Genomic DNA, 23,592 nt, shown 5'->3' with positions numbered 1-23,592 from the left:
CATAGAAACTTACCATAGTCAAGTCTGGCAAGATGATTATACCCAAGGGATATTTCTTGTTTTCTTCATTACAAAGGCTTCCCCATCAAGTAGATAGTTCTTTTCTTGTTAGGTCATATTATTGTAAGAAGCATTGCGGGGTGCTCGTTCCGGCTGGTAACGCCCTGGCGCAATAATTTCCTGAGGATCGAGAGCCATTTTTATGGCTCTAGTAGTACTCCAAAAGTTGTCGGAACCTTGGTCAAGGTCCGCCATGGATTGGATACCCACGCGATAAGGAATATAGCCGGCTTCCATAACAGATCGGAACAATGCACGATAGCATGCTTGCGCCCGTTCAGTTTCAGCGGTTTCCTCCTTGTCATAAGCTATCGTAATCACAGTCCCTAGAGCGCGTTCATTAAACATGCTAAAAGTAATGAAGAGGTCAAACCTGTGTTGTTCGAATATAGGCTCAATGATGGCGTACAGTCGCAGCACGTCTTCCCCCCGCATAGGGATAACCGGAGAAAGCCATAAAAATCCGCAATTGTCCGCAGCCGGATCGGCATTCCTGGGAAAATTTGAGGGTAGACCAGCGCGCCTGCGCCAGTAAGCACCCGCGAGAAATCTCCCATTAGGAATGCCTCTGTTCATGTCAAAAAGAGCGTTGCCAACTTGAATCTTGGTTTTTAGACGCGACGCTAGCGCTGAATTGCCCAACATGCGTGCAATCATCGCGCCAAATGCGAGTCTTCGCTGGGTGAGAAAAACAGGTGTAGCTCCTGTGCCCTTGAGTGCATTTCTGAGGATTTTACGCGTAGTGGAAACCTGCCGTGGTGTGCCATAGAGCGCGCCGGATACGGTCCAAGCTCCCACTCCTGCTTCGATGCGGAGCGCTTTTCGCAAATCCGCAGGCAGAGGAATATTGCCCCGCGCGGATTCCAGGGGATAGGATCGACCCCCCGAGATCAATCTAAGGTCATTACCGATATGAACATTACTTCGCAGCGTGCCATCCATACGCAATGGACGTAGCGCATCAACGACTGGTTGAATATTTTCATGATTCTCGATAAAACAAAGAAAGTGATTGATGCATTTTGATGCGGGCATTAACCACATTCCTAACCGGGTTATGATACCAAGGTTCGATTGCGTGAACAACCCATCCAGATAAGGACCGACACCGTAGGGAAACAAGTAAGTGGTCTTGGCTTGCGGGTAATGCCCGAAGCCCGTTTGAAGGACTTGTCCATTTGCGAGCACAATTTGCAAGCCAGCCACGGTTTGGAAGCGATTGCCATAAGGAGAATGCCCGAAGCCACGTTCAAGGATATTGCCAACGAGACTGGTATCAGGGCCGGCGCCGGTGCAGTCCATCCACAATGGGATCTTGCGGTCCAGTAAATACATCGAAAGTTGCTCCTGAGTAACGCCAGGCTCGATCACAGCAAAAGCCAGGGTCTGGTCGACTTCAATAATTCGATCCATTCGGCCTAGGTCAACAATGACCTGTCCATCCGTAACGGCGCAGGCGTCTCCATAGCCCCAATTCTTTCCCCGACTGATGGGATAAAGAGGGATACAAAAAAAACTCGCAATTTTTACGATCGTGACAACATCTTCGGTAGAGCGAGGGCGTAGAACAGCCAAAGGTTGGGTACCGCATGATGAAGTACTTCGGGCATAAACAGCTAGCGTTTCCGCATCGTTAAGCACGTACTCCACGCCCAGAAGTTCAACCCATTGCTGAATTGCCGTTTCAAGGCGATGCAGGTTGGATACATCGGTATAAGTTGTCATAACTCATGATTACTTTTAATAGCGTTTCTGCCTTGTGCGACTGCGATAAGTACTATTTTAGGTTCACGATCAGACGGTGGTTTTGCTTGAGCCATAGTGGAGAATATTTATTTATTAAGCATACATTATAGATTATTTTGTTTTCTAGAAATAGCACTACCCCGATCAACTGGATATCGCGCCCTTCCTATGCGTGCGGGAGCACATCGGTCAAGCGCGACTGGGCGAAAACAGCTGCCCAGAAAAACCCCATACCCAGCAAGACGCCAGCAAATAACACCTTGCCCGTAATGGTAAAAATGTGGGTCCGGCAGCGCGAAGCAGGAGCGCGAACACCCCGCCAGGCAGGAGCGTCCATGCCCATCGAACATTCGGCAGTTCCGCCTGCTGTTGCAGCAGCCATACTCCAAGGGCAAATGCCAGAATACATGCTCGCATCAGTGATTTTCACGATTAAAATCGTATGATAAAAAGGAATGCTGAACCACTGACAAAGGTAATACCGGGCAAGATCGACCGCGACTTCAAGCTATAACAATAGATGTCGGTTTGTTGAGCGCACGCGTGTCGCGAAAAGACGCGCAGCGGGCGTCTTGTTTTGCTTTAAGCTGGACGGACTTCTGGTCAGGATCGTCTCTTGATGACAAGTTATTATGTTTGCATGGCTCGCCGGTATTTCCGTACACTCATGCCATGGTTCGAAAATTCTTCAAAAAATACCTGCCTTCTCACGAGACCATTCGGCAGAACCGATTTGTCGGACTATTCGGAGAAAAGTTGCATCATCACAACCTGTGGCATCTGCATCGACGTTCAGTTGCAGGTGGCGTCGCAGTTGGATTGTTCACCGGCCTGATTCCCGGCAGCAATCCGATACAATTCTTTTTTGCCGCTTTGTTTGCCATCATTTTCAAGGTTAATCTCCCGGTGGCTGTGGTTACCACGCTCTATTCCAACCCCTTCACTATCCTGCCCATCTATATGGCTGCATATGCCATTGGCGCGTTCTTTACGGGTAACGGTAACGAAAACATGCCTCAAACAGAGCTGCACCTGATGGATAAAAGCATTAGCGAGTGGGCACCGGCACTGATGGACTGGGTGGTCTCGCTCGGAAAACCTCTACTCCTGGGTATGTTCCTGCTGGCGCTGTTGCTCTCTCTCGCAGGCTACCTCCTGGTGCGCGGAGGATGGCGGCTATACACTATTCATGAATGGCGCAAGCGGGCAAAACGGCGTGCGGCTATAAAGCGCACCGACCACATGGAATAAATAAATGATGATGAATATTCATCGCCATTCAGGCAGCGATAGCGAGATATTGAAGCGGTACGTGACCGTGTTATTCGGCTAATATCCCATCCTCCAGGTGCAGCGTCCTGCCCGCCTTCCTGGCCAATTCCGGATCGTGGGTGACAATGACAAGGCTCGCGCCCATGTTGTGATTAAGATCCATCATCAGGTCGAAAACACCCGCCGCGGTGCGCCGGTCGAGATTACCGGTAGGCTCATCCGCAAGAACACAGGCCGGCCGGGTGACCAGCGCGCGCGCCACCGCCGCACGCTGGCGCTCACCACCCGAAAGCTCTCCGGGGGTATGGGAAAGACGATGGCCCAAGCCCACCTGCGCCAAGACTTTCGCCGCATTCTCATATGCTTCAGCATTTCTCATGCGTCGAATGAGCAACGGCATGGCGACATTCTCCAGCGCGCTGAATTCGGGCAGTAAATGATGAAACTGATAAATGAAACCGAGCGATCTATTTCGTAACCGGCATCTTTCTTCTTCATCGATGGCGGCAATTTCCTGCCCCATGATGCGTATGTCGCCTCCCGTGGGCGCGTCCAACCCCCCCAACAGATGTAGCAGTGTACTTTTTCCGGAACCCGACGTGCCGACGATCGCAACTGTTTCTCCCGCTTTCACATTCAGGTCTATTCCCAAAAGTACCGGCACTTCAAGTTTGCCTTGATAATAACTTTTGCGCAGATTGCGGCAGGCAATAATCGTTTTATTCATACCGCAGCGCTTCTGCGGGGTTGACCCTGGAAGCTCGATAGCTCGGATACAGCGTCGCCAGCAATGTCAACACAAACGATACCGCAGCGACGGTTATCACGTCGGCGAAGTGCAGGTCCGACGGAATCTCGCTGATGTAATATACCTCCCGCGAAAGGAATTGCACACTGAACAGGCGCTCGATAGTCGCTATCACCGCCTCTACGTTATAGGCCAGCAGCACGCCGCCGATCACGCCCAATGTCGTGCCGAGGATACCGATCAACGTACCCTGAACAATGAAAACCTTCATTATGCTTCGCGGGCTGGCGCCCAGCGTGCGTAGTATCGCAATATCAGACTGTTTGTCGGTTACGGCCATGACCAGGGTAGAAACGATATTAAAAGCCGCAACCGCGATGATGAGGGCGAGAATAAGCGACAGCATGCGCTTCTCAATCTGGATTGCGCGGAAATAATTGGCATGCTGACGGCTCCAATCGGTGATATGAACATCCGCGGAAATCAGTGGTACAAGCTCTCGCGCTACTTGCGGCGCCTGGAACAGATCATCCAGCTTCAGCCGTACACCCGATACCTGATCCTCCTCCATGCGATACAGCTTTTGTGCGTCCGCCAAATGGATCAGTACCAAACCTGAGTCATACTCGAAATGTCCTGCTTCGAAGATACCGACAATTGTGAACTGCTTGAGGCGCGGCAATATGCCTGCCGGCGTGACCTGTCCCTGCGGCGAAATCAGGACAATTTTGTCACCCGTGAATACCCCCAAGGCGCGCGACAATTCCCGGCCGATGACAATACCAAATCTTCCCGGCACAAGATCTTCAAGCTTGCCGTCTATCATCATCCGCCCCAAGTCCGCTACGCGGTCCTCCATGTCGGGAAAAACACCTCTAACCACAACGCCACTTACAATCTGGTCGAACGAAACCATGCCTTGCGCGCTGACATAAGGTGCGGCAGCTTCTACCTCCGGATGCTTAAGTGCCTCATCGGCGACCTTGCGCCAGTCGGTCAACGTGCCGTTGATGCCGCTCACCTGAATGTGGGACGCCACACCAAGGATGCGGGTCCGGACTTCTTTCTGAAAACCATTCATGACCGACATGACGGTAATAAGGGCTGTCATGCCGAGCGTGATACCCATCAGGGAGATCAGGGAAATGAAAGAGATGAAGTGATTTCGGCGTTTGGCGCGGGTGTAGCGCAAACCAATAAAAAGTTCGTACGAAGACACGGATCAACATACCGAATATGGGGTAACCTGATAGTTTGCCACATTACGGCATGTCTTAATAGATAAACGCATATCGCAGTGATGGTATCGGCAAATTTTTTTACCTGAAATAGCCCTCCAGGGCTTCAACCAGAGTTGGGCTCGGGTATAGTTTTTTTTTGCAATGCAGCGCCTAGAATTCGCCTCTCAAGCCCACCACCAGCGATCTCCCCGGCAGGGGCGCGAAATCCTTTAAAAAAGAGGTATGCACGCGCATCTCCTCATTAAGCAAGTTCTTGCCCTGGATGAAGATTTTGATACCGTTTGATTTCGTTTTCTTGATCCGGTACGTTACCTCGACATTCACCAGGGTGTATCCGGGAGTACTGGTTTCAAGCTCCGCGCGGTGGTTTTGACGCATCACTCGCGTCGCGCTTACGTTCGCCGTCAAGGGCCCGCTCCTGTGGTTGAATTCCAGTCCAAACCGGGGTGGGGTGATACGGGGAACGTTGCCTCCATTATTCAGTTTTCCACGCACATAATCTGCAAACAGCCGCAAATCGATAGTGTCGGGTTTCAATGTAAAGATAGCTTCTGCTTCAGCGCCATAAAATCTCGCGCCGGTCTGCGCAAAATTCTGTATCAGAAAATCGCCATTGGGATCCAGCGCCCCGGTATCGTCGGCGCGATCCGCCACCCCATCACCATTGACGTCGGCATTGCGAACAAAAATGTAATTGTCAATCCAGTTATGGAAAACATTGACCTTCCATTTCACTATGCCGGCGGTCTTGCGTAGCGCAAGATCGATATTGTTGGTTGTCTCACTGGACAAGGTGCTGTCACCGGTCTGGAATGTGGCCGTGCCACGGTGAGCCCCGTGCATATACAGTTCCTCGGTAGACGGAGCACGCTGCCCCCGCGTGCCAGTCAGGCCTAAACCATAGCCATCCATGAATTTCCACGAGGTGCCCGCAGAGACGTTATAGAGGTTGAATGCACGCGACGGATTGATATTGTTCTGCGGATCCTGCGTCGCGCGCTCGATCCGGCCGCCGAGTTCCAGCCGCCAACGATCCCAGTTCCGCTCTTCGACCAGGAATAGGCCGGCAGAATTGGATTTTGTAACCGGCACTACGGCTTCCTCGCCCAAGGCGGAAAAATTTCGATCCTGGAATTGGAAACCGAGTGCACCCTGCCACTTTGCTATCGGTGCATGCAAAAGCTCGGCGCGGCTTTCCAACCCCTGGTTTCTAAACCGGGTCGCAATTTCGCCGGTGTTCTCTATTTCATTATGCTTGTAATCGTTGTAGCCTACTCGTACCTTAAGCCGGTCAAAGCCACGCACCGGCTCATTCAGTTCACCCGACATATCATAACGGGTCTGCTTGAGATCGATCTTTGAGCCTTCAGGGCTGGGTATGCCGTATTTGCTCTCCAGGTGCGAGACAGATATACCCAAAAATCCTTTCTCGCCAATGTAAGAACCACCCGCATAACCACTTGCCGAATTGACTGCGCTGTTTTCAACTATTCCCTTTTTACTGTTCGGGTCGCTTTCATCCGCTCGTCCGGGAATGTGATAATCATCGGTTTTGCGCCTGAACCCTCCTACGCTCCAGGATACCTTCCCAACGCTGCCGGATGCGTTTAAAGCGCCGCTACGTTCCACTGTTGCGGTATTGCCGCGAATCTCGACATCACCCTTGAGAGATTTAAACAGTTGACTGGGGATCCGGCCGTTTACAACATTAACCACGCCGCCGGATGCTCCGCTGCCATAGAGCAGTGTAGCCGGACCTCGCAGTATCTCGATTTGGGAGGCGTTGAACGATTCAACCGTTACTGCATGGTCCGGACTGATGGTTGAGAGATCGAGCGTACCGATACCGTTCTCCAGTACTCGAATGCGAGGGCCGTCAAGACCGCGAATGATCGGACGGCCTGCGCCCGGACCGAAGGAAGAGGATGCCACACCCAACTCGCGTGAAAGCGTATCGCCCAGGCTCGCTTCCCGCTTGCGGCGCAAATCGTCACCCTTCAATACTGAAACGGGCTGAGCCATATCGAGCTCACTCCGATTGTCAAAAGGGGTCGCAGTCACAACGACCGGCTGCAATACCTTGTCCTGGCTGTGCTGCTGAGCCTGGGCGCATGCCATGCTGAATATGGCAAGCACTGCCATAGCAACAATTAATCTCGATAATTCCTGCGCACTATGCAGAAGTGCATCCAAACCACAACTTGAACAGTTCATGCTGACTTTCTGAAAACGGAAACCTGGGATTTCAATCACCCCAGTTACGCCGCGCGCCAATTCGGTTGGCATCGTCGACTGCCGCCAGTCTCGATGAGCAGGAGATGGGCGTGACGTAAATGGATCGGCAAACGTCAAAATGACGAGTACCGTTCGAGATCAACTATTAAAAAAGGGAAAATTAAGCTTGCGGTGGCCCGCGGGTGAAATAAGGGAAAGAGAAACTCTGGAGGATAGGCCTCGATACCAGGTACGGCAGAGGCTGGCGCCTCCTCTGGTCAAAGAAGAAAACGGGCAGGATGGCAACAGCAATACTGAACCCTGTCAGCGCCAGGCAGTCAAGACAGATCTTGTCTCCGTCGACACCATCGTCGGGATCGAGCTTGCGCTCTTTCTGCCCATCATCGGCATAAGTGTTGCCGATGTGATCGGCGTCACCGACGTGAGTAAGGGCATGGGCCGCCTGAAGGACCGGGACGACCGACAACGCCACCACTAAAATCAAAAATAATATCTTACGCAAAATCATCTGATAGCATTACGCCAATAACTGCCGCGCTGGATATTCAGACTGATGCTTGATGCACAGAAGGAAATCCCGTCATGCGCACTCGGCACATAATCCTTTGACCCTTAATTCAATTTCCCGGGATTGATAACCAGCGGGCAATGGAGAATCATACTCGGCCTTCATATCATCAAGACAAACCACCCTGGTACAGCGCATGCATTCAAAATGCGCATGCTGGTGATAGGTTGTTGGACTATTTGCACGAAAATGCCATATTCGGTCGTCGCCCACCACTTTATGCACGAAACATTTTTCGTTCAACCATTCGAGTACGCGATAGAGCGTCACCCGGTTCAGTCTGGGCTTGTCAGATAAACGCTTTTCAATTTCGTGATGCGTGACAGCCCGTTGTTCCGCAAGCAGAATGGCGAGAACCTGGATTCTGCCAGTTGTCACGCGTTCTCCGCAACGGCGGATCATCTCTTCTGCTTGTTTCTGCGGGTTAAACATAACGTTAGTATTGCAACATAGTTGCATTTAATATAACTGAATAATTGTGTACGCGCAATCACCGTTTGGTGATACCTTCAAAGATGAAATGCGTCGTTTGATAAACTGGCGTCTGCGGCTCCCCGAACTCACTGATATCCATGTAAATGATCAAATCAGGTCGTATTCTTTGGTTTTACTTCATCCTGGTGCTCGCCAGCATTATCGTCGGACTAGCGTCTGCTTCCGCAGGCGCCACCTATACAGCCAATCCGGATAATTATCTCGCCACATTGAAAATACTGGAACCAGGCACTTACTTGCGGTTGCTGCCGGGAGAATATAAGAACGGTCTGCCGATACACTATCTACGCGGCACCGCACAAGCACCGATTACGATTTCGGGGCCGGAAAGAGGCCCGCGCGCGGTTTTTGTGGCGCGACCTGGGCATAACACGATCAGCATCATCAATTCGAGCTACATCTCTATTCGTAATCTGGATCTCGATGGCCGCCGCCTGCCGGTTGATGGCGTGAAATGCGAAGGACATGCGGACTGGGCACACCACATTACCCTTGAGGGGTTACGCGTGCTCGGCCACGGCAATAATCAGCAAACGGTAGGTATTTCCACCAAATGCCCGGCCTGGGGCTGGATAATTCGCAACAATGTGATCGAGGGCGCCGGGACCGGCCTCTATCTCGGAAACTCGGATGGACGCGCGCCATTCATTGCCGGGTTGATCGAGCACAATCTGGTAATTGATACGCTCGGTTATAACTTGCAGATCAAACATCAGCAATCTCGCCCAATATTGCCGGAGATACCGAATGGACGCAACGCAACGATCATTCGCCACAATGTCTTCAGCAAGGCGAATGGAGGATCGTCCCAGAAGATGGCGAGGCCCAATGTACTGATTGGGCACTGGCCGCTTATGGGATCGGGTGCAGATGATCGTTATCTCGTCTATGGCAATTTTTTCTATCAGAATCCGCATGAATCGCTGTTCCAGGGGGAAGGCAATATCGCGTTGTACAATAATTTGTTCGTAAATCATTTTGGCGATGCGATACGGATTCAACCGCATAACGATACGGCACGCGTAATAAGTGTGTTCTACAATACGGTGATAGCCAACGGGTCGGGCATAACACTTTCACGACGCGAGCACGATCCAGCCTATCCACAACTCGTCACTGCCAATATGGTGTTCGCCAGCTCACGAATACACGATGCTTTCCTGGAAGGGAATCTAACTGGCGAGCTCAACGAGGCCTCGGATTTTCTTACTCGGCCGTTTGCGCCTTTAGGCGAAATGAACCTGGCACCGGCAGACGGCAACGTACGGAAGCATGCGAAAGGCAATGTGCGTTTCGATATATATCCGGATGCCGGCCTGGATTTCGATGGCGATTTACATGGCAAAGACGGGATAGGCGCTTATGCGCTTGGCAAAGCCAAGCCCCGCTGGGCCCCAATGCTGGAAATCAAGCCAGCGCCCCTTAAGCAATAATGGAGTGTCATCCGTTGCGCTCAGTTTAATTTTATCCCGCTATCGCTAGGAAAAATGCGCGTTCTGTCCGTTATCGTCGTATTGATTGCCTATGGATCGCTATATCCCGGCGATATTTCCGAACCTGGCGCGGGTGCTGTAAAGCAATTCCTTACCGATTGGAATTTATTGACTTCCCGGGGGGATATGCTGGGTAATGTTGCACTGTTTTTTCCACTGGGAATGGCAGGAATATTATTTACCCGAAAAAGATCTGATAGCAGGATCGGTGTCGCCACGCTACTCTTTCTGGCGCTGATATATTCCTTCGGCCTGCAGTTAGCTCAGGTTTGGCTTCCGTCTCGCTCCGCGGCGCTGGCGGATGTGGCATGGAATATGGTAGGTACGGCAGCAGGCATAGCGACAGCACATCTGATAGCAACGCGTTCATCTGCGAGGGGACAGCCACTGGATGTCCCCTCGCTCGTACCTCTGGTGGTATTGGTACTATGGCTGCTCACCGAATTGTTGCCGCTGGTGCCATCGCTGGACATACAAAAATTCAAGGATGCACTAAAGCCGCTTTTCCTCGTATTCAGCTTTTCTTTCCCGGCAACCACGATGCATGCAGCCGGTATAGTTGTCGCAGGCAATGCTTTCACGGCATTGGGGCAACGGGCGGCCTGGTGGCTGGGGGCCTCGATCCTGCTGCTCTGGGCTGGTAAAGTCGTTATCGTGAATTTGACACTGGACGCATCGCTTCTCCTGGGGACCCTGGCAGGTTATGGCGGATATTTGATCGCGTTGCGCGCCGGGCGCAAAATGCCGTTTGAAGTGGCATTCTGGCTGCTGCTGGCAGCGTGGAACATCAACGCGCTAACACCTTTTTCTCCCGCTCCGGGCGGAACCTTCAATGGCATTCCTTTTGCCACGATGCTCGGGGGTTCAATGGAAGTAAATGTTCGAGTGCTGGTCCAGTCATTATTTACATATACAGCCATGCTATGGCTCATACAGAAAATGGGGGTCAGCATCAAGGGAGCGGCGTTTGGTCTGGCCATATGGTCAAGCTTGCTTGAGTTGATACAGATGGGGTTGCTTGGTCGCACAGCGGATGTGACAGAGCCAATTCTGCTATTGGGCATTGGCTGGGCGCTATCCGCTGCACAAGGTTCGATCCCGCAACCACATCCACAACCAAGTGGTGCCAGGGACGCTGTGCATGCCGGAAAACAGCATGGCGCAACACTCACAAGCTCGCGCGATGCCTGGTGGATGTTGCAGGGGTTTATTTTGTTATGTTTCGCGGGCTCGATCTGGGGCGTGCTGCGCATGCCGGGCATACCCTATAATCTGCGTGAAATGTTCCTTGGCGATGCTCACTTTTTTTTCTTGCTGGTGTTTGCGGGCGCATTGTTATGGGTGGGCGCCGGCGCAGTATGGGCCAGCAGAAAAATCGGGACCAGCAACCTGCCCTTCCTCAGCTTTCCGATTTGGGCACTTTTAGTGAGTCTCATTAGCCTGATGCTGCTAGCTACGAGTGTTACTCAGGAAAGTATCGATGATATTGTGGGATCCAATAACTTATATTGGTTCGTCGTCAACTGGGACATTTGGGGTAGCGGTTGGCGGGAATTCTTTCTCTTGGCAGGCCCGGATGTGATTGGGTTACTCGAACGGTTGGGACGCTATACTGCGCTGTATGGCCCGCTGTTAATTTTTTTGGTGCTAATTTTTGTTTCCTTTGATCTGCACGAGCATGGGTCACCGCGTGTGCCTCATGCTATTTTACTGATCGCAAGTGCTCTGCCATGGCTATGGCTGGCTAAATCTGTCACTTTTGACTGGTCTTCCACGGATAATCTGAATGAGCTCATAATGCGTGACGGTCCAATGGGGTGGGGAGGCGGCGGTTACCTTTATGCTCTGCTTGGGCTGGTTTGCTTTAACGCGGTATCACTAGGGCGTGGAATGTGCAGTTTTCAGCATCTCCCTATAGTGATTATTGGTTCCATTGCTGGGCTGCCAGTGGGATGGTGGCTGCTGAGCATGGGTTTGGAGCCGAACGTGGAGAAATACGGATTTACATTCTCTGGCATACAATTCTTGCTCGGACCGGATCGTGAGCATTTACTGTCAAATCTGGAATTGTTCGTGCGCTGGTGCGCAGTTCAGCTTGGATTCATAATCATAGTGGCGCTCGGAATTCGCATTGGTATGCTAAATCCCTACCAGACCCGGAATGCTTCAATTGCTGATGCTTCGCAACACAGGCCTTATTAATAAGGCCTGTGATCGTTCAATATTTACCCGGTCTAATGGGTTGGACCGTTATCTGACAGCATTAGCAACAACTTCAATACATCATGATGGGAAAATATTATATTCATAGAAAGCGGACAATGTAATGCGGCAATTTCTCGCCCCAATCAATCGGCGCTTCGGAACCTATCGTGGTCTTATTCGTCTTGGACTCGCTCATGCCGAGTACAGGAGCGGGCGGTTACGCCCTTTTATGCGCCATGATCTGGGTCATGTGAACCGCTTGGTGTTCGTCTGCCAGGGAAATATATGCCGCAGTTCGTTTGCGGATCACCTGGCGCGCTCACTCGGCATTCCCAGCGTATCCTTCGGTCTGGCTACAACAACGGGTATGCGTGCCGATCCCACAGCGATGAAGACCTCCCTTCAGTTTGGTGTAAATCTGAAGTCGCACCAGGTTACCGATATCGGTGATTTTCAATTCCATGGGGGCGATTTATTACTGGCGATGGAAATCCGGCAAGCACGCAAGCTAATTTCCTTATCGCTTCCTGATGAAGTACACGTCGGTCTGCTGGGAAGTTGGAGTAAACCGCGACGTCTCCACATACATGATCCTTTTTCACTTTCCGATGACTACTTCGTTACCTGTTTCCAGGTAATCGAGACGGCTGTGAAACAGTTGTGTGCTGAATATGCGGCGGCAAAGGGTATGGAGATCAAAGTTGACGTCTAACTACACTGCGCACGCGCGAAACCAAGGAGAGAGCAATATCCACGAAGAATGGCATGGGATCCCTGAATGAGAATACATAATAACGAACCCCAGGACGCAAAAACTCCAGGATAAAGCGTCCGAGCTCCCGCCAACGTCCAAAATGCAACGAACGGTCTTGAATCAGATGCGGTTGAAATAGTATTCGTAATAACCGCTTGGTTTCCGGAATCATAAAACGGCAACGCAAATCATCACGTGATTTTGGAATACCAGGATGTTCGTCGTTACCGTGCACCGCGTAAGTCAGCCAGCCGAATGCGGCGCCACAGTGGTAAGCCAACGGTAAACTCCCCCAGAAACGTCCGTTTATTTCCATTAGCGCGGCTTGACCCGTGAGAGGATCGAAACGATACTCAACCATTCCCACCCCTTCCCAGCCAATGGATCTGAGGAGGGCAATCGATTTCTCCATCAGCACCCGGTGTTCGGTAAGCGGCACTGCTTCGCAGGTAGAAGAAAAGCCTCCTTCCGGCGGCCATTCGGAAACGCGGCGATGCTGGAATGTGAGCAGAGCATTACCTTTATGCATAAATACGAACTGACCTAATCCGTAGCCTGGGCAATATTCCTGAACTAACGGAAACTCGCCAATTGCTATGTATGGCGTGAGCACCGCATGAAGATCCGCGGGGTTATGGCAATAGATCATCTTCTCCAGTTTGAGCCCGGCTACACTCAATTTTGCGGCGACCGCGTTTGGATCGCGCCACTTCAGGACAACCGGAAAATACAAGCGCGGCATTATCGTATCCCAATCATCCATACTGCGAAGCTTGAAAGATTTGGGCACCTGGATGCCCAACGGCTCAGCCATGGCGTAGGTCTTTGTTTTGTCGAGCACCCATGCCATATTCTCTGCCGTCGGCATCAGAAGACGTATTTCTCCAAATAGCGAGCGGTGGTTATTCAACAGCGCAATATCGCCTTCCGAAATTGCCATCACATGGCAGGGTTTAAGTGCATGAGCAAGCGCCACAACCTGGCGCGCCACGCCTTCGCGTGAAGACTCGCGAAAATGGGCTTGCGTCAGGTAACGGGAGTACAGCCCAAGCGCTGCACGGTCATGGGCGATACCGTGTACCTCGACACCGTGTTGCGCGAGCTCGCGCACAATCGCAAGGCCAATCGGAGTATCGATGCCAAGTAGCAGCACACGCGACTGGGCCTTCATTATGTGAAAGATCCCATAATAAGGGAATGCGTCATCATTCAATGCATCAGGCGGGCAGCGCTTTCAGAATCAGCGGCAGGATTCGTCGCTGCCACACCGGGCTGCGCTCAATGCTGGCGATGCGTGCCTGGATCCACTTGCGTAGTGGAAAGCGCTGTTTCTCCAGGATTGTCCCGATAACGATAATACTCATACAAGTTGTTGCCATGATCGCCAAATAGAATGCATAGCCTTGTGATGGCCAGTTTATAAGGGATGCCGAAAACAACAATAACGGTTGATGCAGGATATACAATGAAAACGTGAAATTTGAAATCCGGCGAATTGTTCCCGAACCTTTCAACATCGAACTGGATACCCGATCCGCGATGCGGCGCGCGCCAATAAAGTTGATGAACATGATTGCACCAAGCAGATAATCGCCGATAAAAAACTTCGAGAAGGCAAGTTGTTTATGCCAATGGTCGCCAATAGCTTGCAATAGCCAACGCGACAGAACTTCGGTGAGCTGAAAGTGACTGTACAAGCCAAATAAAATCACCGACAGCAAGAAAAATGCCCAGCCCGCCCATATCGGGAGAAGATATGGCGCCTTCCACCGGTAAATAACCACCCCGATAACCCACAACGGTAGCAATAACAAAATCTTGGGACCGACAAAGATACACACGGCAGCGATGAGGACCGTTCGCCGACGTCCATTGAGATGTACATATAGCGAAAACAAAACGTAGTACCACATTTCATAACAAAGCGACCAATAGGGAACATTCGAGAAAGACATGATGGATACCCACGCTTCGTTTGTGAATAGCCAACTCGAAACCAGCCTGATGTACCAATAATCGTGGGTGGTCACTCCCTCATAAAATCGAGGCGCCAAACGCTCTCCGATGGTATCAAGAATAATTGTAAGCAGAATTGCCGGGATCGCCAGCGAATAAATCCGTGCCAAGCGGCTCGCCCAATAAGCGATTGGTGCGCGTTCCTTGGTATCGGATACGTATGCAATTACATAACCGGAGAGTACAAAAAAAACGATTACTGCCTCGTGACCGTAACTTGAGAAGGGAATCCACTCTTTCGTGAATAGGGGATTCCGAGAATGATAGATGACGACCAGGCAAGCGGCCATGAAGCGCATCACATCCAGATAAGTAGAGAAAGCCGCGGTCATGATCAACAGATAACAGGTCAGGGAAAGGACTTTAAAGTCTGCATGAGCGGCAGATGCCAAAGGATCGGGGACGGGCATGAATATCTCGTGCGTGCGTAATACCGGTAGCCGGTACACCTTTCACCCATCCGAAAATACGACTTATTGCCAAGCTGAAGCTGCATAGGTCCCTGTTGATGACGCCATACCTGCTTCAACGAAGCCCCCGCCGCACACCTTGTTCCAGCATCCTAAGTCCGGTTTTCCAGATCGGCGAGGTAAGCGGCGCCGGCTGCGAAAACACCGTAGTAGGGGTCAAATCATTAAACCCGCGGACATTAAAGCAATCCCGATGGCGATCCAGAAATGAGCAGAGCTTGCGAAAGCGGGCTACTACGATATCATCCGGCCGGCTCATACTACTATTAAGCAACTCGAAGTTATGGGAGAGGATAACAAAAGCCTTCCGTCCGGCTTCCAGTGCTTGCCAGAGCAAGCCCTCCATCTCCCGATAGGAACATGCGGTCACCTGCACATGCCGCAGTGAATGCATACCCCCATCAAAAACCGTCATGGGATACTCGAAAACCCCTTCACACTCAACCGGCTCGACAAGCGTAACATCTGGCTTAACCCCGCTATCCAGCCCCAACATGCTGGCGTTGTAGCTGCTATCGAAAGCAATGCGATTTGCGGCAAGGGCACGAAGCGAATCCCTGTTGAAGCCGAAGCCCCCCGCGCGAAACGCGTTAACGCACTGCCCACCAGTCGATTCAATTAACTTCGCGCCTGCATGAATCAAAATTGTCTGTTCTTTTAAAGAAAAATATCGCAGGAACTGCTTTTTGCCCGTTATATTGTCGAGCAAGGGCTCGCTGGACTCGTCAACCCATTCAGTATGCAGGTGAAGCTGTATTTCATGACCTCGTTCCCGAACAAGGCCGATAATTTCGGCTAATGGGTCCAGGCCAAAGCGGGTCGAGAAAAGGGGCTCAACAAAAAATACGCCGGTCAGACCATGTTCCTGTAACTGATGCAGTTGATGCGGTAAACCGTAATTACCCCTTGGCGTAGGCCCGTAAATATATCGCTGAAAGGCGGCGGGGAATTTGGCATCAATGTCGTCCCAACCATCACACCAAACTTCTACGTCAACGGTGAGAAATACGTCCATCATCTTGTTGCACCTTCCAGGATTTTTGCTCCGCCAGCAGGAGAAACGCGGCCATTAGCGCTAACGGCTCAACGAAATGATCAGATCGCCTTACGTCAGAAATAAATGAGAGGCCGGCGATGCTATTTTCCACGTAATCACATGATCCAGGGATTGTGGAATTTGCCGAGCTTCTGCCATGGAACGTCATACCACCCTGAGGTCATTCTTAGGCACGCCGGGGTTGCTCTGTATCGAGCACATTACGCAAAAACGATTCGAACATCAGCAGTGACCAGAGCGAAGCACTATAATCGCGCCGTCCCGATTGATGCTGCTCAAGCATTTCCTTTAGAAACGCCTTATTGAAGAACCCCGTGTCGGCCAAAGTCGGGCCCATTAATGCATCGTTTAGTCTTTGGCGTAGCGGGCCGCGAAACCAGCTTGCCAGCGGTACCGAAAATCCCATTTTGTCCCTGTAAAGGATGTCATCGGAAAGGTAGGGTTCCAGCGCTTTCTTGAACACGTATTTGCCTTCCTGGCCGCGCAGCTTAAGCGAGACTGGAAGGCCGGATATCCACTCGACCAGCTTATGATCCAGCAGCGGGACGCGTACTTCCAGTGCATGCGCCATGCTCGCCCGATCCACCTTGGTAAGGATATCGCCAACGAGGTAAGTCTTCATATCCAGGTATTGCACAAGGGAAAGGGGATCCTGTACAGGGCATTTTCCCGCATGCGTGCGTAGCACTTCCACTGCATCATATCCCTGGAGATTGCGTTTGAAAGAAGCACTGAACAGGCGTTGGCGCATTCGATCCTTCATGATGGAAACACCGTGGAAGTATCCTTCGACGGTGTCGCGGGCGAGCGCTTCAAATGTGGATTTTGCACGTAAAACCTTGGGTGCCCAATCAGCTTTGGGGTAGGCATTTCCCAGCAGGCCGAACAAGGGTTTACGAAATCCGAGCGGCAACATGGATCTCATCCGTTCCTCATAAAGGTGCCAACGGTAGCGGCGATAGCCGGCAAGATTTTCATCGCCGCCGTCTCCTGACAACGCAACTGTGACACGTTTTCTGGCCAGCTCGCAAACCCGATAGGTAGGCATTGCCGAACTGTCGGCGAATGGCTCGTCATACAGAGAGGCCAGCTTGTCTATAAGGTCGAAATCGTCTGCGTCTACCTGCTCTGTATTATGCTGAGTGTGGTAACGATCGGCCACTTTTTGCGCATATTGGGATTCATTGAATGAGGGGTCGCCAAAGGAGATGGAGCACGTATTAACCGGTTCTTCGCTCAGGTTGGCCATCATCGCCACCACCGCGCTGGAGTCGACGCCACCCGACAGGAAAGCGCCCAGAGGAACTTCAGTCATAAGGTGGATCTTTACTGATTCACGCAACCGCACAATAAGCTCTTCCTGCGCCTCTTGCACATCGGTACATCCATTCGGAGTGAACGGTATCTCCCAGTACTGGCTCGGGCGCAGCGTGCTCTGGCCTCGATGAAGCTTCAGTGTATGAGCTGGCGGCAGTTTAAGACTTTGCGTGAATATGGTTTTTGGTTCAGGAACATAACCATAAGCAAAATAATCTTCGATGGCGTGGGGATCCATGTCCCGGCGAAAATCCGGGTGCGCAAGCAGAGCCTTTAGCTCGGAAGCGAAAAGGAATGTGCCATCGTTCAGCAGACTATAATAGAGCGGCTTGATACCAAGCCGGTCGCGCGCAAGAAACAACACCTCGCGATTACGATCCCACAAACCGAAGGCAAACATGCCGCGAAACCGATCTACGCAACGTTCACCCCACTCTTCCCAGGCATGGACAATGACTTCCGTATCACAATGGGTGCGAAAATCATGTCCCAGAACGGCAAGTTCCTTGGCGAGTTCCTGAAAATTATAGATTTCACCGTTGAAAACGACGACAACGGAACCGTCTTCGTTAAAAAGCGGCTGCTGTCCGCTGGAAACATCCATTATTGAAAGGCGGCGGTGGCCAAGACCTATCCCTGCCTCTGTATATAGTTGCCCTTCATCCGGCCCACGGTGAACCTGCGTCTGATTCATGCGCCCGAGCAATTGCCGGTCGATTTCTCTCTGGCCTCGTGTATCAAACAGTCCGACGATTCCACACATGCTTTTTCCTTAATCCGAGCGCAGGCGTAATGCCTCGTCATAGACCCGCAGATAGCCCTGGGTCATGGCATCCATGCTGAAGCTTGTCTCAATTTGTTGCCGGGCTGCTTTGCCGTGATTGGCAATCAAATCCGGGTTTCGATAGTATTTTAATATCGCTTTCATCATAGCGGCCGGCTCATCTGGCGAAATGAGCATCCCTGTAACACCCTCCCTCACAAGCTCCACATTGCCACCAACGCGAGTTGCTACCGTCGGCAAGCCGGTGGACATGGCTTCCAATATCGTATTCGAAATGCCCTCGCCCAAAGAAGGCAGCACAAACAGGTCCATCGCCCGCATCAACTCCGGAATGTCGGCTCGTTCGCCTGGAAGCCAGGCGAGGGTTTCTGCTCCGGCTTCGCGCAACATCCCGATGCATTCCGACCGCGAATTTCCGTCACCCACGATCAGAAGCCGAAGTCTTTCCCGAGCGGCGGGCATTTCTTGCAACAGCATCAGGAAAGCCCGAACCAGACTGGGAAAATTTTTTACGTTGCTCATTCTACCGACACTACCAATGACAAAGGTATTCTCCGTAAAAAATCCTTCCCGCAGCTCCGGGAAATTTTCCGCTCGGGAGTCTTTGCGATTGCGCGGATGAAAACGCAAACTGTCGACTCCATTGTAGATCTGGTTGATGCGATCCGGCGTGGCCCCCACGGTGTTGGCGAGCCAATTCTCCAGATCTCTGCTGACAGCGATGAAATGACTCACAAAAGGTCGAATTACTTTTCTCAGAAGGTTGTATTTACGGTTCTTCCCATACAAATCAAACATATCCCGGCCGTGTTCGCCATGCACTCGTGCCTGCGTGCCCGCGAACGCCGCGATCACCTGGCCCTCCAGCGTGCCGAGATTGCGAGTATGTACAATATCCGGTTTCAATCGCTTGAAGGTTTTGAAGAGATTGATATAAACGCTGAAATCGTTCCCCTCGCGCTTATTCAACGCCACGATTTCCACATTCTCGGTCATAATCCGCTGGCTAAAATCGGAGTAGCCCTTCAAACAAACGATGGCATGTCGGTAACGCTGGGGCGGAATATGATTGATCAGGTTCACAAGCCCGTTTTCCAGGCCCCCGACACCCAAGTGGTAAATTACATGGACAATAAGCGGAGGCTGCTCAGCACCGCCAGCGGATTTTTTCCCATCGCTGCGGCCGCTAGCGACTGTCTGCATTCTGGAGCGCCTCAGTTATAGCAGGCAACATATCGTCGAGAAAACCCTGAAGTACCGGAACCGCTTCCTCTCGAGTATCTTCATAACGGGTAGCGATAATAACCTCAGCCCCATCAGCGCCCCTTTGCAAAAGCTTGTTCCTCGCCAAGATAAATTTAGCCAGGTAGGGATTTGCCGTACTCTCCCCGCGCAGCCAATACCATCGCCATATCAACAGCTGTGTTGAGGAAGATCGCAATTGACTCTGGTTGACGAGTTCGTGCCGGGACCCCAACGCTATGCTGCGCGTTTCCTGCTTGATGTTGTGCCAACCTGGATCAGCTTCCGATACCAGCGTATTTTGGGAGTTGATCAGTTCTGAATCCTGTGTTTGATTACGGTAATAACTGATATAAAGATCTACCGACATTCCGTCTTTCTGATAACTCTGCGACAATTGAGTTACGGCGCCGACGTATTTCGGCCTCCAGTCAGGGGTTCGGCTTGAACTGATCCGCCACTTTCCCTGGATATCCGGAATATCAATTCCTGGCTCTGTGCCAGGGGAAGAAGCGCGCTCCAGGTGCCCGGCATATAGCGGCCAGATGAAGGCCACCGCAAGGACTGCGCCGGCGGCGGAAACTGTATTTTTTAGCGGAATTTTCCCGTTGGCATGACGTCCGGTTTCTATTTCTGTAGTGGGCCCGGCACTGTCGTTAGCATATGTATTGTCATCCTCCCGCCAGAAAGAGCCGATCCAGAATAATAACAACATCACGAAACCGAAGAAAACCCAACCGTAGATTAGATGGTCGACCCCTACAGCCAGTTGCATATCGCTCAGATGGCCGGTCATTACAATCATATAAGCGCGGATGCCGTTCGCAACGATGGGGACGATCAGCGAGAGGGCAATGAATATCAGGCGCCGCTTCAGGCTATGATATGTAAGATACGCGTAAAGGGTACCCAATGTAAACGATGCGATCAGGTACCGTATGCCGCTGCATGCCTCCACCACGGACCAATTTCCGCTCGGTATGGAAAAAAAACTGCCCTCCCGGTACACCGGTATGCCGGTCAATTGAAGCGCCTTTACGGTAAAGTCGGCGGTAAAGTCTATGAGTGGCGGGATCAGCGCTTCCCCAAATGGAACCGCAAGCGCGAGATAAGCCAACGGAAAGGCAAGCGCCCAGACCATTCGGCGCCCCAGAATTGCCCAAACTGCGGCTGGAATCATTGCTATCAACAAAAACTGCTTAAATACCTGAACGCTGGCAAGCGTTGCCAGTAGCCAACTGAAACCCAGGCTTGCAAGCACCAGCAGAGCAAGCGGACTTGGCTGGCATAGCGCCTCACTAAGGTGCTTGCGCTGACCCCATATCAGGTAAGCGCTGAAGGGAAAGATCAGGAAGCCATGTGCGAATGTCTCGGATCGCATCCAGATTGAAATCATGGACCCGGTAGTCTCATGATAGCCAGCCAAAATTCCGGTAATGGTCGCGAGCGTCAATAGCGCGGCTGCCTTCAGCTTTTGCTGATCTGGCGCCACTATGGAATCATGCTCAACTTGTTTCGGCGTATGCGCACTCATGCCATTCCATTTCCCGCAGCTCGAATATTGTTTTGCAAGATATGCAAATGGCCCTTGTTAAATTGTCTGCGGCTGGGACAAGAGCGCATCGATTCGCCCCAGATTTTTTCCCCAATTATAATCTGCTAGAACACGAGCCCTGGCGGCGCGGCCAATGGTACAGCTCGGCCCGTTCTGCAGGAGTTTGATAATTCGGTTAATGAAATCACTTTCATCGTTAGCAACTACCATATCCCTATCAGGGCGCGCATTGATCCCCTCTATGGCTTGCGGAGAGGCAACAACCGTTTTTCCCATAGCCATTGCCTCCAGGACTTTATTCTGAATCCCGCGTGCGATACGCAGCGGCGCCACCGCCATGGATGCATGGGCAAGGTAGGGCCTGATGTCGGGCACTGACCCGGTAACGATGATGCCCGGAAGATCGGCTAAAGCCATTACCGCCGCTGATGGACGGGCGCCAACGATATAAAACTCGACCTTGGGCAATTGCAGACGGATAGCGGAAAAAATATTGCTTGCAAACCACCGTACGGCATCAATATTGGCCCAGTAATCCATGGCGCCAGTGAAGACAAGGGTGTCTATACCTGCCAAATAAGGATTAGGGTAGATATTGTGCGGGGAGAAATAATCAGCGTCGACCCCGTTATTAAAGTAGGTAACCTTTGCCGCAACCTCGGGCGCAAGACGTTTAAATAGATCGGCCTCGGTCTCGGAAACGAAGGTCGCACTATCGAAGAGCCTGGCGACCTGCTTTTCATAATCGAGCAGCAATTTCGACTCACGCCGATATATCCAGCTCATCGGCCAGGTAGTGGTTGCCGCATATTGCATCCATTTGTCCGAATCGATATCTACAAAATCCATTACCCGGCGGATATTCATAGCATGGCTGACGTATTGAGCCATGGCTGCCGAGAAAACCAGAATGGTTCCGATAGGCCTTGTTGCAAGCAAATTGCTGACCCATGCCTGCAAGCGCTTATCATGATAATAGGGCAAGGTGAGTGGCTGCCCCGAAAGCAGACCAGTCAGGCTACGAATTCGTGCTGACCTCGGGTTGAGATCGAGGAAACACGTTTCCCCGCACATATCCCTGACTCTCTCAAGATACTTATGGTCCATCTCATCATCAATAAAAGTGCCGAGATGGATGCGATAGCGCTGGCTGAGATGCTTGAGCAAATGAAAGGACCGAATTTTGTCCCCCTTGTCAGGCGGGTAGGGAAAGCGATGGACAAGATAAAGCAGCTCCTGCACTGATCTAGCCCAGATTCTTTACTATGTAAGGCCCGACGAAATTGGCAACGGAAATGGGGAGTTTCCGCCAAGCCTTGATGAAAAGCTGATATTTGGGATTAAGCGGATTATGATCAGGCATCGCCTCGGACCGGTGTAGCTGGTATTCGTAGTAAAGCGGTTGCGGCTCAAATCCCCAATTCTTCTTGAAATCGAAAGACCCGGTGTTATGTTTACTGCGCCCGAAATCGAAGATTTTATAGCCTCTTTCACAAGCACGCCGCATCAGCTCCCAGTACATAAAGTCGTTGCCGGCCAAATCCCGTGCTTCGCTGGTTCCCCCTCCATAATAAGGCGAGACCTCGTCACGAAAATAAAAACTCATCACGCCGCTGACGGTGTGCCCTTCCTTGATGATGATCATAAGTTCGCAGTCATCCGTGAAAACCTCTTTGAGTATGCGAAAATATTTTTTCGAGAAAACGGGGGTGCCAAGGCGGTGAAGGCTTGCCGAATAGGCTGAAAAAAAACGCTCGATATCCTCATCTACGACACTTTCCAGCCCGGCCTTGATACCCTTGCGCACCATTGCGCGCTGCTTGCGTGGAATTTCCCGCATGTTCTGCTCTATTTCCGGCGAAATTTCCTTTCGAAAGGTCGCATAGAGATCCTTGGTGGGCCAGTCCGAATGCCGCATTTTCAAATTCCGGTATTCCAGATAGTCCACTCGCAGCCGTGAAGCAAGCGCCTGGGCAGCTCGGTCAAGCACTTCCCGGCCGGGCTCGGAAATTGCGGCAATACCGCCGTAGACACAAAATGGCAGGGAGCTCAGGGAATGACCAAAAAGGTGGCTCTTGACCTCTGCCAGCGGCAGCACACCTTGAATTTCGCCCTCTGACTCAGCATAAAGAAACCAGGTTTTATGCCCAAATGCACGCTGAATAACGGCTTGCCAGCCTGCACGATGAAAAAAGGTGGCCTCGGGACAGGCCGATACAAATTTATCCCATTTCTTTTCTTCTTGCGGCTGCAGCAAGTGCACAGACGGCGCTTCAGTCTGAAGGGGGCGAATTTGTTGTTCCTCCCGAAAAGCGTCGACGATGCAACTCATAC

Annotated in this window: 19 protein-coding genes; 5 read left to right on the top strand and 14 right to left on the bottom strand. The window is 51.6% G+C overall.

Translation table 11 applies throughout. The features are described from left to right. Positions 1–108: 108 nt before the first annotated feature. Together BUA28_RS08980 and BUA28_RS15540 are read right to left on the bottom strand one after the other, a co-directional pair. Positions 109–1,785, bottom strand: a complete 1,677-nt coding sequence (locus BUA28_RS08980) for an FAD-binding oxidoreductase (RefSeq protein WP_072767782.1) — start codon at positions 1,783–1,785, stop codon at positions 109–111. Positions 1,786–1,972: 187 nt separating this feature from the next. After that, the gene (locus tag BUA28_RS15540) at positions 1,973–2,236 is read right to left on the bottom strand and encodes a hypothetical protein (protein WP_178297979.1); all 264 of its coding nucleotides are present in this window, start codon (positions 2,234–2,236) and stop codon (positions 1,973–1,975) included. Positions 2,237–2,349: 113 nt separating this feature from the next. On the opposite strand from BUA28_RS15540, the gene BUA28_RS08975 reads away from it, so the two are divergent. Continuing rightward, positions 2,350–3,057, top strand: a complete 708-nt coding sequence (locus tag BUA28_RS08975; RefSeq protein ID WP_256598280.1) for a DUF2062 domain-containing protein — start codon at positions 2,350–2,352, stop codon at positions 3,055–3,057. A gap of 70 nt (positions 3,058–3,127) precedes the next feature. On the opposite strand, the gene lolD is transcribed toward BUA28_RS08975, so the two are convergent. The 3 genes from lolD to BUA28_RS08960 all read right to left on the bottom strand — a co-directional run bounded on the left by lolD (position 3,128) and on the right by BUA28_RS08960 (position 7,353). Further along, entirely contained in the window at positions 3,128–3,805 is a 678-nt protein-coding gene (gene lolD / locus BUA28_RS08970; RefSeq protein ID WP_072767780.1) for a lipoprotein-releasing ABC transporter ATP-binding protein LolD, read from the bottom strand. Beyond that, positions 3,798–5,045: a lipoprotein-releasing ABC transporter permease subunit gene (locus BUA28_RS08965; protein WP_072767779.1), complete on the bottom strand. Its 1,248-nt coding sequence runs from the start codon at positions 5,043–5,045 to the stop codon at positions 3,798–3,800. The genes lolD and BUA28_RS08965 overlap by 8 nt, the downstream gene beginning before the upstream one ends. A gap of 172 nt (positions 5,046–5,217) precedes the next feature. Then, positions 5,218–7,353, bottom strand: a complete 2,136-nt coding sequence (locus BUA28_RS08960; RefSeq protein WP_256598279.1) for a TonB-dependent receptor — start codon at positions 7,351–7,353, stop codon at positions 5,218–5,220. A gap of 67 nt (positions 7,354–7,420) precedes the next feature. On the opposite strand from BUA28_RS08960, the gene BUA28_RS08955 reads away from it, so the two are divergent. Beyond that, a complete protein-coding gene (locus tag BUA28_RS08955; RefSeq protein ID WP_072767778.1) occupies positions 7,421–7,780 on the top strand; it encodes a hypothetical protein in 360 nt (119 codons plus the stop codon). Positions 7,781–7,882: 102 nt separating this feature from the next. Here BUA28_RS08955 and BUA28_RS08950 read toward each other — a convergent pair whose 3' ends face one another. After that, on the bottom strand, positions 7,883–8,248 hold the full coding sequence (locus BUA28_RS08950) for a Fur family transcriptional regulator (protein WP_256325312.1): 366 nt from the start codon (positions 8,246–8,248) through the stop codon (positions 7,883–7,885). A 200-nt stretch (positions 8,249–8,448) separates the two neighbouring features. Between BUA28_RS08950 and BUA28_RS08945 the strand changes: the two genes are divergently transcribed. The 3 genes from BUA28_RS08945 to BUA28_RS08935 all read left to right on the top strand — a co-directional run bounded on the left by BUA28_RS08945 (position 8,449) and on the right by BUA28_RS08935 (position 12,775). Continuing rightward, positions 8,449–9,798: a right-handed parallel beta-helix repeat-containing protein gene (locus BUA28_RS08945; RefSeq protein WP_072767776.1), complete on the top strand. Its 1,350-nt coding sequence runs from the start codon at positions 8,449–8,451 to the stop codon at positions 9,796–9,798. A 54-nt stretch (positions 9,799–9,852) separates the two neighbouring features. Beyond that, positions 9,853–12,060, top strand: a complete 2,208-nt coding sequence (locus tag BUA28_RS08940) for a VanZ family protein (RefSeq protein ID WP_072767775.1) — start codon at positions 9,853–9,855, stop codon at positions 12,058–12,060. Positions 12,061–12,184: 124 nt separating this feature from the next. Further along, positions 12,185–12,775, top strand: a complete 591-nt coding sequence (locus BUA28_RS08935) for an arsenate reductase/protein-tyrosine-phosphatase family protein (RefSeq protein ID WP_072767774.1) — start codon at positions 12,185–12,187, stop codon at positions 12,773–12,775. Here BUA28_RS08935 and BUA28_RS08930 read toward each other — a convergent pair. The 8 genes from BUA28_RS08930 to BUA28_RS08895 form a co-directional block, all read right to left on the bottom strand. Further along, positions 12,759–13,988, bottom strand: a complete 1,230-nt coding sequence (locus tag BUA28_RS08930; protein WP_072767773.1) for a carboxylate--amine ligase — start codon at positions 13,986–13,988, stop codon at positions 12,759–12,761. The two genes, BUA28_RS08935 and BUA28_RS08930, sit on opposite strands and share 17 nt — an antisense overlap. A 46-nt stretch (positions 13,989–14,034) precedes the next feature. Beyond that, positions 14,035–15,243, bottom strand: coding sequence for an acyltransferase family protein (locus BUA28_RS08925; RefSeq protein ID WP_072767772.1), 1,209 nt, complete (start codon positions 15,241–15,243; stop codon positions 14,035–14,037). Positions 15,244–15,358: 115 nt separating this feature from the next. Then, a complete protein-coding gene (locus tag BUA28_RS08920) occupies positions 15,359–16,321 on the bottom strand; it encodes a polysaccharide deacetylase family protein (RefSeq protein WP_072767771.1) in 963 nt (320 codons plus the stop codon). Between the two features lie 205 nt (positions 16,322–16,526). Continuing rightward, the gene (locus tag BUA28_RS08915) at positions 16,527–18,440 is read right to left on the bottom strand and encodes an XrtA/PEP-CTERM system amidotransferase (protein WP_072767770.1); all 1,914 of its coding nucleotides are present in this window, start codon (positions 18,438–18,440) and stop codon (positions 16,527–16,529) included. 9 nt (positions 18,441–18,449) lie between these two features. Beyond that, positions 18,450–19,664, bottom strand: a complete 1,215-nt coding sequence (locus BUA28_RS08910) for a TIGR03088 family PEP-CTERM/XrtA system glycosyltransferase (protein WP_072767769.1) — start codon at positions 19,662–19,664, stop codon at positions 18,450–18,452. Beyond that, entirely contained in the window at positions 19,648–21,237 is a 1,590-nt protein-coding gene (gene xrtA / locus BUA28_RS08905; protein ID WP_072767768.1) for an exosortase A, read from the bottom strand. Before xrtA ends, BUA28_RS08910 begins: the two co-directional genes overlap by 17 nt. A 57-nt stretch (positions 21,238–21,294) precedes the next feature. Further along, entirely contained in the window at positions 21,295–22,500 is a 1,206-nt protein-coding gene (locus BUA28_RS08900; RefSeq protein WP_072767767.1) for a TIGR03087 family PEP-CTERM/XrtA system glycosyltransferase, read from the bottom strand. A gap of 4 nt (positions 22,501–22,504) precedes the next feature. After that, on the bottom strand, positions 22,505–23,590 hold the full coding sequence (locus BUA28_RS08895; RefSeq protein WP_072767766.1) for a FemAB family XrtA/PEP-CTERM system-associated protein: 1,086 nt from the start codon (positions 23,588–23,590) through the stop codon (positions 22,505–22,507). Positions 23,591–23,592 lie beyond the last annotated feature (2 nt).

The sequence above is a fragment of the Nitrosospira sp. Nsp11 genome (assembly GCF_900142705.1).
GTDB lineage: Bacteria > Pseudomonadota > Gammaproteobacteria > Burkholderiales > Nitrosomonadaceae > Nitrosospira.
The sequence above is the reverse complement of the archived record's forward strand: the minus strand, read 5'-3'. Positions and strand labels throughout refer to the sequence as shown.